This is a genomic window from Variovorax sp. SG517 (assembly GCF_013376045.1).
Taxonomy (GTDB): Bacteria; Pseudomonadota; Gammaproteobacteria; order Burkholderiales; family Burkholderiaceae_C; genus Variovorax.
Map to the genome: position 1 here is coordinate 945,661 of NZ_JABMJG010000001.1, position 13,974 is coordinate 959,634.

The following is a 13,974-nucleotide window of genomic DNA, read 5'->3' on the forward strand; positions in this document are numbered from 1 at the left end:
GACACATCCGAGGGGCGGCGGACACACCTGCAAACGCACCCGCGAACGCACCCGCGAACACCGCACCCACTCTTCTTTTTCTCACCCTCTATATAGATATGTTCAACCCCTCCCAGGAAGACGTGCGCCGCTTCTTCTGCGACGTCTACGCCAAGCACCGGCAGGGCCTGCCGATGGAAGCGCTCGAGACCATCGCCGCCGGCTGGATCGACCAGCACCCCGAGTACCACGAGGACCTGGCCGACGCCGACGCGGCGGTGGCACGGGTGTACGACGGCTCGAACGGGCGCGAGAACCCGTTCCTGCATCTGTCGATGCACCTGTCGATCAGCGAGCAGTGCTCCATCGACCAGCCGCGCGGCATCCGCCAGGCGGTCGAGCTGCTGGCAGCGCGGCGCGGCTCGCTGCTGCATGCGCATCACGAGGCGATGGAGTGCCTGGGCCAGATGATGTGGGAGAGCCAGCGCGCGGGCCGGCCGCCGGATGGCGAGGGTTATGTGGCCTGCGTGCAGCGCCGGGCGACGAAGGACTAGCCGCCGCGCTTCCTCTTGGCCGTGGGCGGGACCGCTCCCTGCTGCTTCGCCGCTTCACGCAGCAGCGCGGCCATGGCAGCGCGCAGTGCCGAGGGCTCGGCGTCGCTGCGCTGCAGCAGGCCGACCGGCTCTTCCGTGCCGGCCGTCTCGATGCGCAGCCGCACGAGGCGCCCATCGTCCAGCTCGCCGCGCGCTGCCCCCAGCGGCGTGATCCACACCGCGTCGGACACCGCCACCAGCGCGCGCGCCACCGCCACATCGAGCGTCTGCAGCGCGTTGGCCGGCAGCACGAGGCCACGCGCCGACAGGAAGCTCTCGGTGTTGTGGCGCGGGATCGTGCCCTCGCCGTACACCACCAGCGGATAGGCCAGCACCGCCTGCACCGACACCGCCTTGTGCGCCAGCGGATGGCCCGCGCGCACCGCGAACACCAGCGCCTCGGTGTGCAGCAGCTCGAAGCTCAGGCCGCCCATGAGGCGCGGATCGCTCATGCGGCCCACCACCAGGTCGAGCTCGCCGGCGCGCAGCTCGTCGAGCAGCGCGGCGTTGGCGGCGCTCTTCACCACGATCTGCACCGAGGGCCTGCTGTCGCGCAGCCGCGCCAGCGCCGGCGGCAGCAGGGCCGGCGCCACGCTGGGCAGCGCGCCGATGCGCAGCCGCTCGATGCGCTCGCCGGCCACTGGCGCCACGGCCTGCGCGCTGGCGTCGAGCGCCTCCAGCACGCGCAGCGCATGCGCGAGCAGCTGCTCGCCGGCGGCCGTGAGGCCCTGCACGCCGCGCCGGCCGGCGTTGCTGCGCTCGACCAGCCGCGTGCCGGCAATGGCCTCGAGCTCGGAGAGCGTCTTCGACACCGCCGGCTGGCTCAGCGCCAGGCGCTCGGCGGCGCGCGCGAGATGGCGCTCCTGCGCCACCGTGACGAAGCAGCGCAGGTGCCGCAGCTGCACGTTGCGCACGAAGTCCTGGCGAAGATCGGTGAGGGGGTCTTTCAAGGGTGGGCTTTCAATTCCTTCTGGTTATTGAAAACGTAGCAATCTTCAATTTACATCATCGGATGCCGCTTCTACAGTGGCGGCTTCCGGATTCGTCCCACGACAGGAGACAACGTTCATGCCGACCAATACCAAGGGCGCTCAGGGCCCCTCGCCCATCCTCACGCCGCGCGACTGGGATGCCCACCCCAGCTACATCTACCCCGGCTACAAGTCCACCGTGAAGCGCGGCCCGCAGAAGCCGCTCATTCCGCTGAAGGCCTCGCTCGGCGAACTGCAGCAGCCGGTGTACGGCCACGACAGCATCGGCGAGTTCGACCACGACCTCACGCGCAACGCGCGCAAGAACGGCGAGCCGCTGGGCGAGCGCATGATCCTCACGGGCCGCGTGCTCGACGACCGCCGCCGCCCGGTGGCCAACACGCTGGTCGAGCTGTGGCAGGCCAACGCCGCCGGCCGCTACGTGCACAAGGTCGACCAGCACGACGCCCCGCTCGACCCCAACTTCCTCGGCGCCGGCCGCTGCCTGACCGACAGCGAAGGCCGCTACCGCTTCCTCACCATCAAGCCCGGCGCCTACCCCTGGGGCAACCACCCGAACGCCTGGCGTCCGCAGCACATCCACCTGTCGCTGTTCGGCCAGAGCTTCGCGAGCCGCCTGGTCACGCAGATGTACTTCCCCGGCGACCCGCTGCACCAGTACGACCCGATGATCACCGGCACCCCCGAGCGCTACCGCAACCGCCTCATCGCCGACTTCAGCCTCGACATCACCGAGGACGGCTACGCGCTGGGCTACCAGTTCGACATCGTGCTGCGCGGCGCAGACGAAACCCCCTTCGAGAACCGCTGAGCCAGGAGACACAAACCATGCTGATGACCGCACTGGAAGCCGACTTCGGCCAGACCCCCTCGCAGACCGTGGGCCCCTACTTCGCCTACGGCCTCACCGCCACGCAGTACGGCTACGACTTCGACCAGCCCTTCGACGCGGTGCTCGCGCTCGACAACGCCAAGGGCCAGCGCATCCGCCTCGAAGGCCGCGTGCTCGACGCCGACGGCAACCCGATCAACGACGCGATGGTCGAGATCAGCCAGCCCGACGGCGAAGGCCGCTACCCGCAGACGCCGGAAGAAGCGCGCGCCATGGGCTTTCGCGCCTTCGGCCGCGTCGGCACCGGCACGCACGAGGGCAACCGCTTCGTGTTCCACACGGTGAAGCCCGGCGCCGAGTCGCCCGGCGAGGCACCGCACATCAACGCGATCGTGCTGATGCGCGGCCTGCTGCTGCATGCCTTCACACGCATCTACTTCAGCGACGAGGCCGAAGCCAACGCGAAGGACGCGGTGCTGCAGAGCGTGCCCGCCGAGCGCCGCCACACGCTGATCGCCGAGCGCGTGGAGCAAGGCGGTGCCGTCACCTACCGCTTCGACATCCGCATGCAGGGTGCAGACGAAACGGCGTTCTTCGACGTCTGATCCACCTGATCTCTCAGGGAAATCCCGGACATGAAAAAGCCCGCATCAGCGGGCTTTTTCGTTTTGGTCGTTTCGGAAGTGCTCGGCTTGCTTATTCGGCACCGTGGTGGATGCGCGATTCCGGCACCGTCTTCAGCTCGCCCGGCAGCGAGCTGATGTAGCTGGCCAGCGTCTTGAGCTCGGCGTTGGTGAACTTCTTCTCCTCGACCTGCTGGCCCATCACCGCGTTCGAACGGCCCAGGTGCGAGTTGTTCTTCACGCGGTACGACTTGAGCGCGACGAAGAGGTAGTCGGCATGCTGGCCGGCCAGCTTGGGCACGGTGCCGTCGTTCGGCGTATTGAAGTTGGCGCCGTGGCACTTGGTACAGCTGTTGTCGGCGTTGCGGGTGATGAGCGCCTCGACGTTGGCCGGCGTGGCCTTGGCCAGCGTGGCCGGAGGTGCGCTGCCGTCCTTCAGGCCGAGCTGGCTGTAGTAGGCAGCGATGTCGGCGATGTCCTGGTCGGTGAGCGTGTCCGCGATGGCGCGCATGGTGGGATGCTTGCGGTCGCCGCCCTTGTACGCGGTGAGCGCTGCCGTGATGTAGGTGGCACTCTGGCCAGCGATCATCGGCACCTTGTGGATCTCCGGAAAACTGGCCTGGTAGCCGATGATGCCGTGGCAGCCCACGCACATCTGTACCTTCTTTGCTCCGTCCTGGGCCTTGCCAGTGACTTGTTGGGCTTCAGCCGAGACCGTCACGGAAGCGACAGCAAGGGCAAACATCGTGGTCAACAACTTGTTCATTTTGCGCGCACAATCTCGTGGAGAGTACAGTTTTTCGGATCAACATTCGATTATATGCAGGGGTCCCCTGGAACCCTGTGCAGGCCAACCCTGAGGCTGCACGACGCACATCGGGTGTGTTCTTTTCTCCACCCCAGCCTCCGTCCCACTTCTCATCACTCATGAAATTCCAGGGCTCAGACAACTACGTCGCCACTCAGGACCTGATGCTCGCGGTCAACGCGGCCATCACGCTCAAGCGCCCGCTGCTCGTCAAGGGCGAACCCGGCACCGGCAAGACCATGCTCGCGGAGGAAGTGGCCCAGTCGCTGGGCTTGCCGCTGCTGCAGTGGCACATCAAGTCGACCACCAAGGCGCAGCAGGGCCTCTATGAATACGACGCGGTGAGCCGCCTGCGCGACTCGCAGCTGAAAGACCTGGACGGCGGCGAGCGCGTGAGCGACATCAACAACTACATCGTCAAGGGCGTGCTCTGGCAGGCCTTCACGGCCGACCAGCCGGTGGCGCTGCTGATCGACGAGATCGACAAGGCTGACATCGAATTCCCGAACGACCTGCTGCGCGAGATCGACCGCATGGAGTTCTACTGCTACGAGACGCGCGAGCTCATCCGCGCCAAGCACCGTCCGGTGGTGTTCATCACCTCCAACAACGAGAAGGAACTGCCCGACGCCTTCCTGCGCCGCTGCTTCTTCCATTACATCAAGTTCCCCGATGCCGAGACGATGAAGCACATCGTCGGCGTGCACTTCCCCGGCCTCAAGCAGGAGCTGCTCGCGGCCGCGATGAAGACCTTCTACGACGTGCGCAACCTGCCCGGCCTGAAGAAGAAGCCCTCGACCTCCGAGCTGCTCGACTGGCTCAAGCTGCTGGTGGCCGAGGACATTCCGCTCGAGGCGCTGCAGAGCAAGGACGACAAGGTCGCCGTGCCGCCGCTGGTGGGCGCGCTGCTCAAGAACGAACAGGACGTGACGCTCTTCGAGAAGCTCGTCTTCATGCAGCGCAACAACCGCTGAAGCCATGAGCAGCCAGAAACACTCCACCAGGCAACTCATGAAGCTGGGCATTGCCCAGGCCGTGATGTTCATGGTGGGCGCGCTGCTGGGCCGCGGGCTCGGGCTGCTGCTGGGCCTCGATGCTTTCGGCAGCGGCGAATACAACAAGCGAGAGCTCATCGGCATCGCGCTGATCGGCCTGGGCGGCGGCGCAGGCGCGCAGGCCGCGCGCGTCTGGTACACGGGCAAGTACGGCGACCCGCGCGGCTGAGGCCCGCGAGCGCGGAGGAAAAAGACAGATGGCATTCGTCGAACCCGTCACGCTGAAGGCCCGCGGCATCGCACTGGTGCCGCTCGCGCTCGCGCATGAAGAAGGCCTGCGCGCCGCGGCCGCCGACGGCGAGCTGTGGAAGCTGCGCGTCACCTCCGTGCCCGAGCCGGAGAACACCCGCGCCTACATCGAGACCGCGCTCAAGACCGCCGACCGCTTCGCCTTCGCCGTGACCGACGAGGCCACCGGCACCGCGCTCGGCACCACCAGCTTCCACGACATCCTTCCCGCGGTGAAGCGCGTGGAGATCGGCTACACGTGGTACGCCGCGCGCTGCCAGCGCACGCACGTCAACACCACCTGCAAGCTGCTGCTGCTCGGGCACGCCTTCGACGCGCTGGGCTGCAACACCGTGGGCTGGCGCACCGACAACTTCAACTTCGCCTCGCAGCGCGCCATCGAGCGCCTCGGCGCGAAGAAGGACGGCGTGATCCGCGGCCACGCGATGCGCCGCGACGGCACCATCCGCGACACCGTCATGTACAGCCTGCGCGCGGGCGAATGGCCCGAGGTGAAGGCACAGTTGCTGTACCTGCTCGACAAGCCGCGCGGCTGAAGAGGAAGCGACATCTCCTGGAGTCGCTTCGATCAACAGCAGTTCTGCTCCGCTCATTCTCCCCACGACCGTCCTCATGCCGAATTCATCCCGCTACGCCAATCTCAGACGATTCGCTCTGACGTTTGCTTTCGGCTGGGTGTTTTCGCAGTACACACTTGCGCAGAGCTTGTCTCCAGACATTGCCACGCAGTACCACCAGATCATGGGGAACGCGGGCATCGCCAGCAGTCAATTCCTGGCCGCCGTAACAGCGCCGAGCGCCGCGCAAAAGGAGGCTTGGTATGAAAAAGCCGCTGGGAAGGGGAAAGAGGAAGCCATAGGCAATCTCGCCATGCTTTTGTACTGTGGCGATGAGCGCCCGAAAGATACGCAGCGCGCATTTGAATTGCTGCGCCAGTTGAGCGACCTGGGATCTGCCCCTGCGCCGTGGCTCATCGGCATTGCATACTATTTTGGCGACGGCGTTCCCCAAAGCTACGAAAAAAGCCTCCCATGGCTGGAGCTGTCCGCCCGGCGAGCAAACCCTCATGCGGTCAAGCTGGTAACGGAGATGTACGGCAGGGGCCTCGGAGTACCAAAGTCTGAATCGAAGAATACGTGGTGGCTGGAGTTCGCTGCGACACACGGCGATAAGGGAGCACAGTTGCAACTCGCCGAACGAGTACGTCGCAAGGCAGCTAGCGAAGACGATTTCATTGCCGCCTATTACTGGTTGCTAGGCGCCAAGAGCCAAGGCGCCAACGTTGACGAAACGACCGCAACGCTGATTGAATCGAAAATCGATTCAAAAAAACTCGCAATCATCAAAGAGGCCGATGCAAATTTCGGCCCATTTCGTTGGTCGAGGTGGAATGATGAATCCGTCATAGGCGCCTACATCTTTCCATGCGTGAGACATCTTCAGGCCCCCGTGCTGGCACAGATGCGCTTCGCACGTTGACTTGCGCCCCAAGTCAACTCCGAAGACTCAATTAGGACCCGCCCCATGCTCATCGACTTCTTCTACACCCTGCGCTCGGCCAAGCTGCCGGTGTCGGTCAAGGAATACCTCACGCTGCTGGAGGCCCTGCAGGCCGACGTGGTGGGCCCCAACTCCGACGGCGCCTATGGCATCGACGACTTCTACTACCTCTCTCGCACCGCGCTCGTGAAGGACGAGAAGCACTACGACAAGTTCGACCGCGCCTTCGCCGCCTACTTCAAGGGCGTGGAGATGCTGACCGACTTCACCAAGGAAGTGCCGCTCGACTGGCTGCGCAAGACGCTGGAGCGCGAGTTCACGGCGGAAGAAAAAGCCAAGATCGAGAAGATGGGCTGGGATGAGCTCATGGAAACGCTCAAGAAGCGCTTCGAGGAGCAGAAGGAGCGCCACGAGGGTGGCAGCAAGTGGATCGGCACGGGCGGCACCTCGCCCTTCGGCAACGGCGGCTACAACCCGCAGGGCATCCGTATCGGCGGCGCGGGCAAGAACAGGAGCGCCGTGAAGGTGTGGGACCAGCGCGCCTACAAGGACTACGACGACACGCAGGAACTGGGCACGCGCAACATCAAGGTCGCGCTGCGCCGGCTGCGCAAGTTCGCGCGCGAGGGCCATGACGAGGAGCTCGACCTCGACGACACCATCCACTCCACCGCGGCCAACGCCGGCTTCCTCGACATCAAGATGCGGCCCGAGCGCCACAACAACGTCAAGGTGCTGCTGCTGATGGACGTGGGCGGCACGATGGACGAGCACATCCAGCGCGTGGAGGAGCTGTTCTCGGCCGTGAAGACCGAGTTCAAGCACCTGGAGTTCTTCTACTTCCACAACTGCGTGTACGACTTCATGTGGAAGAACAACAAGCGCCGCTTCTCCGAGAAGTTCGCCACCTGGGACATCCTGCGCAAGTACAACAAGGACTACAAGCTCATCTTCGTCGGCGACGCGACCATGAGCCCCTACGAGATCCTGCAGCCCGGCGGCAGCGTCGAATACAACAACGAGGAAGCCGGCGCCGAGTGGATCCAGCGCCTCACGCACACCTTCCCGAAGTTCGCGTGGATCAACCCCGAGCCCCAGGGCGTGTGGCAGTACCGCCAGAGCATCGCGGTGATGCAGCAGCTGATGTCCAACCGCATGTACCCCCTCACGCTGCGGGGCCTCGAGGACGCGATGCGCATGCTGTCCAAGTAGGACGATGCCGGCGATCCGGCCGGGCCTTCAGGAACCGGCCGGGCTTGCTGTCAGAATCCGCCCATGGTCAGGGCGGTTCCTGTTTCTTCGCCGGCGTGGTGGCCGGCTTTGTTTTTGTTCGGCGTCCTGCTCTTGCAAGGCTGCAGCCTGCTGCCGAAAAAGGAATCCGCCGAAGAAAACAAACCCGTGACGGGCCTCGTGCGCAGCGGCGCGGCGGGTGCAGGCGCCACCGAATCCGGCAAGGACGAGAAGGAAGACGGCGACAAGAAGGCGTCCGACAAGCGCGACGCCTTCACCGTCGACGTGCGCGGCCCCGAGGCCGTGCGCGACTACCTCAAGCTCCATCTTGAAATCCAGCGCTACCGCGAGCTCGACGACCTGGGCGCGACCGAGATATCGCGCCTCATGGTGGCCGCCGAGGCCAATGCCCGCGAGCTGCTCGGCACGCTCGGCTACTTCACGCCCACGCTGACGCTCGAACTCAACGAAACGCCGCAGGGCGAGAAGGCCCCGCGCGAGATCGTCATCAGCGTGTCGCCGGGCGAACTCACCAAGGTGAGCAACGTGCAGATCAGCTATGCCGGGCCCATCGCCGACGACCCGGCCGCCGAGTCGCAGCGCGACACCATCCGCACCGCCTGGGCCCTGCGCGCCGGCCAGCCCTTCTCCCAGCAGGCCTGGGACGACGCCAAGACCACCGCGCTGCGCAGCCTCACGGGCAAGCGCTTTCCCACCGGCAGCATCGCGATCAGCCGCGCCGAGGTGGACGCGGACCGCAGCGAGGCGCGACTGAGCGTCACCTACCAGTCGGGCCCGGCGTACAAGTTCGGGCCGCTGGTGCTGCGCGGCATCCAGCGCTACGACCCCGACGGCGCGCGCCGCATCGCGCGCCTGCCCAGCGGCCAGGACTACGACCAGCAGAAGCTGCTCGACGCCCAGCAGCGCCTGGCCAGCAGCGGCTACTACGACTCGGTGTTCCTCACGCTCGACACCGACAGCGGCAACCCGCTGGCCGCGCCCGTCATCGCGCAGCTGCGCGAGGCGCCGCTGCAGAAGGTGGTGCTGGGCGTGGGCTTCACCACCGACAACGGCCCGCGCCTTTCGGTCGACCACATCCACAACCAGGTGCCGCTGCTGGGCTGGCGCGCCGTCTCGCGGCTGTCGGTGGACAACGACATCAAGTCGCTGTCGACCGAGCTGAAGGCCATTCCCGACGACCACGGCTGGCGCTGGTTCTCCGGCGCCGAGCTCAAGAGCGAGCAGTCGGGCAGCTACGTGGTCGACAGCGGGCGGCTGCGCGGCGGGCGCAGCAAGTCGGGCGACCACATCGACCGCAGCTACTTCCTGCAGTACGACTACGCGCAGAACCGGGGCACCAATGCGCCGCCCTCGGCCTCGGCAGTGACGGCCAACTGGGGCTGGACCGGGCGCTACTTCGACGACAACTCGGCGCCCTCGCGCGGCTACGGCCTCGCGCTGGAGGTGGCGGCGGGCTACACGCTCACCGGCGAGCAGGTGCCCTTCACCCGCACCTACGCGCGCTGGCTCGGCGTGCTGCCGCTGGGCTCGGCCGAGGACAAGGAGCTGCGCGCGCGCCGCAGCCGCCTCCAGCTGCGCGTGGAGGCCGGCGCCGTGTCGGCGAAGGACAGCGCGCAGATTCCCTCCACGCTGATGTTCCTGACCGGCGGCGACACCACCGTGCGCGGCTACAGCTACAAGCAGATCGGCACCGTGCGCGCCGACGGCACCACCGTGGCCGGCCGCTACCTCGGCGTGGCCAGCGTGGAGTGGCAGCGCCCCTTCGTCTACAACAACAAGCTCACCGAATGGGAGAGCGTGGTGTTCGTCGACGCCGGCGCCGTGGCCGACAAGCCCGGCGAGCTCAAGCCCAAGGTGGGTGTGGGCGTGGGCGCGCGCTGGCGCAGCCCGGTCGGGCCGGTGCAGGCCGACCTGGCCTACGGCGTGGACTCGAAGAAGTTCCGCCTGCACTTCCGCCTCGGCTTCACCTTCTGACGCTACCGCCAGATGCAGACCGACGACGACAAATCCACGCCGACGACGCAGCCCCCTCGCCGCTCGCGCGCGCGGCGTGCGATGCGCGCCCTCGTCTGGACCATCGCCGGCCTGCTGCTCGCAGTGGCACTGCTGGTCGCAGGCGCATGGTGGTGGCTGGGCTCGGACACCTCGCTCGCCTTCGCGCTCGCGCAGGCGGCGCAGCGCCTGCCGGCCGGCCAGACGCTCGAAAGCCGCGACGTGAGCGGCTCGCTGCGCACCGGCGGCCGCATCGGCTGGCTCAAATACCAGAGCGAGAGCATCGCCGTGGAGGTGAACGACGCCACCATCGGCTGGCAGCTCGCGCCGCTGCTGAAGCGCAGGGTGCAGCTCGGCGAGGTGCATGCGAAGCAGGTGCTGATCGAGAAGCGCGGCCCGCCGAGCGACAAGCCCACCGAGCCGCTCGAACAGCTCGCGCTGCCGGTGGAGGTCGAGCTGCCCTTCCGCATCGACGAACTGCGCTGGGCCGGTCCGCCCGTTCTGCAGGCGCTGAACCTCTCGGGCAGCTACAGCTACAAGTCCGCCGAGCACGCGCTGGAGGTCAAGGGCGTGGACATCGCCAGCGGCCACTACAGCGCCCGCGTGAAGCTGCAGGGCCCCGCGCCGATGGCGATCGACGCGGCACTCGACGGCCGCGTGAAGGCGCCCGTGGCCGAGGACCACGACATCGACGTGCTGGCCGCCGCCACCGTCAAGGGCACGCTCGCCGGCGCCGGTGCACGCCTGCAGGTGGCGGCCGAGCTGAAGCCCACCGAGGAGAACACCGACGCGCCGATGGAAGCCGGCCTGCAGGCGCAGATCGCGCCCTGGCTGCCCCAGCCTGTGATCGACGCGAAGGCCGATCTGCGCAACGTCGATGCATCCAGCCTCTGGCCCGGCGCGCCCGAAACGCGGCTCACCGGCACCGTCGAGCTGCAGCCCGATGCCGACACCGGCCCCGCCGCGTGGAAGGCCTCCGCCGACATCCGCAATGCCGTGCCCGGCCCGTGGGACAAGGAGAAGCTGCCGCTCGAACAGCTGCTGGCCAGGGTCGGCTTCGACGGCACGAGCTGGACCATCTCCGAAGCCACCGTGCGCGCCGGCGGCGGGCGCATCGACGCGGCCGGCAAGTGGAGCCCGGCGCCCTCGCCCTGGCAGGCGCAGGCCACGGTGCGCGGCGTGCGGCCCGCGGCGCTCTACAGCGAGCTTTCGGGCGCGCCGGTCAGCGGCCAGCTCAAGGCCGAGCAGAAGGACAGCACCATCGCCTTCGACGCCAGCCTGCGCGCCGAAGGCGGCGGCGCGGGCAGCAAGGCCCTGCCCGGCTTCGCGCTCGACCGCGCGCTGGCCCAGGGCCAGTGGAAGGACCAGGTGCTCGACCTGCGCACGCTGCGCATCGATGCGCAGCGCGCCAGCGTCGACGGCCGCCTGCAGGTGCGCGTGGCCGAGCAGGCCGCGAGCGGCAAGCTGGCCCTCGCGTTGCCCGGCGGCAGCGCGCAAATCGAAGGCCGCATCGCGCCCGATTCGGGCGGCGGCGAGGTCAAGGCCGCCATCGACGACGCGGACACCGTGCGGCGCTGGCTGCAAGGCCTGCCTGGACTGTCGAAGGTGTTCGCGAATGCGGGCGCCAAGGGCTCTGCGAAGCTCGACGCCAGCTGGCAGGGCGGCTGGCGGACCATCCAGCGCCGGCTGGAGAACCCCAATGCACCCGCCCCGCGCGGCGTCGCCGAACCGAGCCTCAAGGCCGCGCTCTCGGTGCCGCGCCTCGACCTCACCCTGCCCTCCGAGCAGCCCGGCGCAACTAACACCGACATCCAGCTGCGCAACCTGCAGGCCGACCTGGCCGGCAGCCTCGCGCAGGCCACGCTTGCGCTGAAGGGCGAGGCCGCCACCGGCACGCAGAAGTTCGACATCGACACCCGCGCCAGTGGCGGCATCGCTGGTGCCGGCCAGTGGCGCGCGGCGCTGGCCAGCCTGAAGCTGCAGGCGCAGGACAGCGCCCGCCCCGGCGCGCCATGGGTGCTGGAACTGGGCCGCGAAGTCACCGCGACCATCCGGACCGCGGGCGGCAACGCGCCGCGCCTCGACGTGGAAGCCTCCGCCGCCTCGGCCACGCTGCGCGGCCCCGTGCCCGGCACGGTGCGCATAGACTGGCAGCCGCTGCGCTTCAGCCAGAGCGGCGCCGCGCCCAACCGCGTGTTCCGCGTGCAGTCCAAGGGCCAGCTGCAGGGCCTGCCGATGGCCTGGGCCGGCGCGTTCGGCGCCAATACCACGCTCGGCGAATACGGCATCAGCGGCGACCTGATGTTCAACGGCGACTGGGACATCGACGCTGGCGACACGCTGCACGCCAAGGCCCGCCTCGCGCGCCAGAGCGGCGACATCCGCGTGCAGGCCGGCGAGGCCGCGCTGGTCACGCGTATCACCAGCACCGGCACGGGCACCGCGAGCGAGCGCACGATGAACGCTGCATCGGCCAGCGGCGACGCGCCCAGCACGCCGGCCGGCCTGCGCCAGGCCGAGCTGCGCCTCGATGCCGACGGCGACGCGGTGCGCGCGGTTCTCGCCTGGGACAGCGAGCGCGCCGGCAAGATCGACGCCGACATGAACACCCGCGTGCAGCAGCGCGCCGGCGGCTGGCAGTGGGCGCCTGATGCGCCGCTGGGCGGCACCATCAAGGCCGCGCTGCCCAACCTGGGCGTGTGGTCGATGCTCGCGCCGCCGGGCTGGCGCATCGCCGGCACGCTGGACGCCAACGCCACGCTCTCGGGCAACCGCGCCGCGCCGCGATGGAACGGCACGCTGGGCGCCGACAAGCTCGCGCTGCGCGCGCCCGTCGAAGGGCTGGACCTGCGCGACGGCCGGCTGCGCGCCACGCTCACCGGCGAGCGCGTGCAGATCACCGAATTCACGCTCAAGGGCGGCGCCGGCAGCACCGCGCGTATCGGCGGCCAGAGCGGCAACCGCAGCACCGCCGCCAGCGAGGCCCGCACCGACGGCGGCACCCTCTCGGCCAGCGGCGAACTCGCCTGGGGCCCGGCCAGCGGCTCGGCCTCCGGCATCCGCATGGCGGTGCAGGGCCAGCTGCGCGCGCTGCGCGTGCTGGTGCGCACCGACCGGCAGGTCACGCTCTCGGGCGACCTGCAGGCGCGGCTGGACAACGGCCAGTTCACCGTGCGCGGCAAGCTCAGGACCGACCGCGCCGTCATCATCCTGCCCGACGAGACCGCGCCCAGCCTGGGCAGCGACGTCGTCGTGCGCTCCGCCGCCAAGGACCGCGAGGCCGCCGAGGCGGCCCAGCGCGAATCCGCCCGCGCCGACGCGCAGGCCGCGAAACCGCAAACGGCCAAGCCGCCGGACATCACCGTCGAGTTCGACCTGGGCGACGACTTCGCGGTGCAGGGCCGCGGCATCACCACGCGCCTCGAAGGCAACCTCGAGATCCGCAGCACGCGGCTCGATGCGCCACCGCGCATCACCGGCGAGGTGAAGACGGTGAAGGGCCAGTACCGCGCCTACGGCCAGCAGCTCGACGTCGAGACCGGCATCGCGCGCTTCAACGGTCCCTTCGACAATCCGGCGCTCGACATCCTCGCCATCCGCCCCAACCTCTCGCAGCGCGCGGGCGTGCAGATCACCGGCACCGCGCAGTCGCCGCGCGTGAAGCTGTACTCGGAACCGGCGCTGTCCGATGCCGAGACGCTCTCGTGGGTCGTGCTGGGCCGCGCCTCGGCCACCAGCGGCGGCGAATCGGCGCTGCTGCAGCAGGCCGCGCTGTCGCTGCTCGGCAAGATCGGCGGCGCCTCCACCGGCGGCAGCCTCGCCAGCCGCTTCGGCCTCGACGAACTCGGCTTCAAGGGCCCCGGCAGCGGCGGCGACCTGCGCGAATCCGCGGTGACCCTGGGCAAGCGCCTCTCGAAGGACTTCTACATCACCTACGAACGCAGCATCGGCGGCACCTTCGGCACGCTCTTCATCTTCTACGACCTGACCACTCGCCTCACGCTGCGCGGCCAGGCGGGGCAGACCAGCGGGCTCGACCTGATCTACACCGTGAAGTACGACTGAGCCGGAACCGGTCTCCAAGACCAAGGGACTGCGAT

Annotated in this window: 12 protein-coding genes; 10 read left to right on the forward strand and 2 right to left on the reverse strand. The window is 68.3% G+C overall.

The window, feature by feature from the left end; translation table 11 throughout:
- The first annotated feature begins 98 nt into the window (after positions 1–98).
- Positions 99–533, forward strand: a complete 435-nt coding sequence (locus FHT32_RS04400) for a DUF1841 family protein (protein ID WP_019656213.1) — start codon at positions 99–101, stop codon at positions 531–533.
- Here FHT32_RS04400 and FHT32_RS04405 read toward each other — a convergent pair.
- A complete protein-coding gene (locus FHT32_RS04405) occupies positions 530–1,522 on the reverse strand; it encodes a LysR substrate-binding domain-containing protein (protein WP_176663394.1) in 993 nt (330 codons plus the stop codon). The genes FHT32_RS04400 and FHT32_RS04405 overlap by 4 nt on opposite strands.
- A gap of 118 nt (positions 1,523–1,640) precedes the next feature.
- Between FHT32_RS04405 and pcaH the strand changes: the two genes are divergently transcribed.
- Positions 1,641–2,375 carry a protocatechuate 3,4-dioxygenase subunit beta gene (gene pcaH / locus FHT32_RS04410; protein ID WP_176663395.1) on the forward strand — a complete coding sequence of 245 codons (735 nt, stop codon included), beginning with the start codon at positions 1,641–1,643 and terminating at the stop codon, positions 2,373–2,375.
- A 17-nt stretch (positions 2,376–2,392) separates the two neighbouring features.
- Complete coding sequence (pcaG, locus tag FHT32_RS04415) at positions 2,393–3,001, forward strand: protocatechuate 3,4-dioxygenase subunit alpha (protein ID WP_176663396.1); 609 nt, start codon at positions 2,393–2,395, stop codon at positions 2,999–3,001.
- A 91-nt stretch (positions 3,002–3,092) separates the two neighbouring features.
- Here the strand turns inward: pcaG and FHT32_RS04420 are convergent, their stop codons facing one another.
- Positions 3,093–3,785: a cytochrome c gene (locus tag FHT32_RS04420; RefSeq protein WP_176663397.1), complete on the reverse strand. Its 693-nt coding sequence runs from the start codon at positions 3,783–3,785 to the stop codon at positions 3,093–3,095.
- Positions 3,786–3,946: 161 nt separating this feature from the next.
- On the opposite strand from FHT32_RS04420, the gene FHT32_RS04425 reads away from it, so the two are divergent.
- The 7 genes from FHT32_RS04425 (at position 3,947) to FHT32_RS04455 (ending at position 13,939) form a co-directional block, all read left to right on the forward strand.
- Positions 3,947–4,801: a MoxR family ATPase gene (locus FHT32_RS04425; protein ID WP_019656218.1), complete on the forward strand. Its 855-nt coding sequence runs from the start codon at positions 3,947–3,949 to the stop codon at positions 4,799–4,801.
- A gap of 4 nt (positions 4,802–4,805) precedes the next feature.
- Complete coding sequence (locus FHT32_RS04430) at positions 4,806–5,051, forward strand: hypothetical protein (protein WP_019656219.1); 246 nt, start codon at positions 4,806–4,808, stop codon at positions 5,049–5,051.
- A 28-nt stretch (positions 5,052–5,079) separates the two neighbouring features.
- Entirely contained in the window at positions 5,080–5,667 is a 588-nt protein-coding gene (locus FHT32_RS04435; RefSeq protein WP_176663398.1) for a GNAT family N-acetyltransferase, read from the forward strand.
- 76 nt (positions 5,668–5,743) lie between these two features.
- Positions 5,744–6,610 carry a tetratricopeptide repeat protein gene (locus FHT32_RS04440; RefSeq protein WP_176663399.1) on the forward strand — a complete coding sequence of 289 codons (867 nt, stop codon included), beginning with the start codon at positions 5,744–5,746 and terminating at the stop codon, positions 6,608–6,610.
- A gap of 45 nt (positions 6,611–6,655) precedes the next feature.
- Positions 6,656–7,843, forward strand: a complete 1,188-nt coding sequence (locus tag FHT32_RS04445; RefSeq protein ID WP_176663400.1) for a VWA domain-containing protein — start codon at positions 6,656–6,658, stop codon at positions 7,841–7,843.
- 63 nt (positions 7,844–7,906) lie between these two features.
- Positions 7,907–9,856 carry an autotransporter assembly complex family protein gene (locus FHT32_RS04450; RefSeq protein WP_176663401.1) on the forward strand — a complete coding sequence of 650 codons (1,950 nt, stop codon included), beginning with the start codon at positions 7,907–7,909 and terminating at the stop codon, positions 9,854–9,856.
- Between the two features lie 12 nt (positions 9,857–9,868).
- Positions 9,869–13,939 (forward strand): translocation/assembly module TamB domain-containing protein, encoded by a 4,071-nt coding sequence (locus tag FHT32_RS04455; protein ID WP_176663402.1) that lies wholly within the window; start codon positions 9,869–9,871, stop codon positions 13,937–13,939.
- Positions 13,940–13,974: the final 35 nt, after the last annotated feature.

Coding starts and splice junctions, on each gene's coding strand:
- FHT32_RS04430 (WP_019656219.1), top strand. CDS start 4,806: ATGAGCAGCCAGAAACACTCCACCAGGCAACTCATGAAGCTGGGCATT.
- FHT32_RS04455 (WP_176663402.1), top strand. CDS start 9,869: ATGCAGACCGACGACGACAAATCCACGCCGACGACGCAGCCCCCTCGC.
- FHT32_RS04425 (WP_019656218.1), top strand. CDS start 3,947: ATGAAATTCCAGGGCTCAGACAACTACGTCGCCACTCAGGACCTGATG.
- FHT32_RS04435 (WP_176663398.1), top strand. CDS start 5,080: ATGGCATTCGTCGAACCCGTCACGCTGAAGGCCCGCGGCATCGCACTG.
- FHT32_RS04440 (WP_176663399.1), top strand. CDS start 5,744: ATGCCGAATTCATCCCGCTACGCCAATCTCAGACGATTCGCTCTGACG.
- FHT32_RS04450 (WP_176663401.1), top strand. CDS start 7,907: ATGGTCAGGGCGGTTCCTGTTTCTTCGCCGGCGTGGTGGCCGGCTTTG.
- pcaG (WP_176663396.1), top strand. CDS start 2,393: ATGCTGATGACCGCACTGGAAGCCGACTTCGGCCAGACCCCCTCGCAG.
- FHT32_RS04400 (WP_019656213.1), top strand. CDS start 99: ATGTTCAACCCCTCCCAGGAAGACGTGCGCCGCTTCTTCTGCGACGTC.
- FHT32_RS04420 (WP_176663397.1), bottom strand. CDS start 3,785: ATGAACAAGTTGTTGACCACGATGTTTGCCCTTGCTGTCGCTTCCGTG.
- pcaH (WP_176663395.1), top strand. CDS start 1,641: ATGCCGACCAATACCAAGGGCGCTCAGGGCCCCTCGCCCATCCTCACG.
- FHT32_RS04445 (WP_176663400.1), top strand. CDS start 6,656: ATGCTCATCGACTTCTTCTACACCCTGCGCTCGGCCAAGCTGCCGGTG.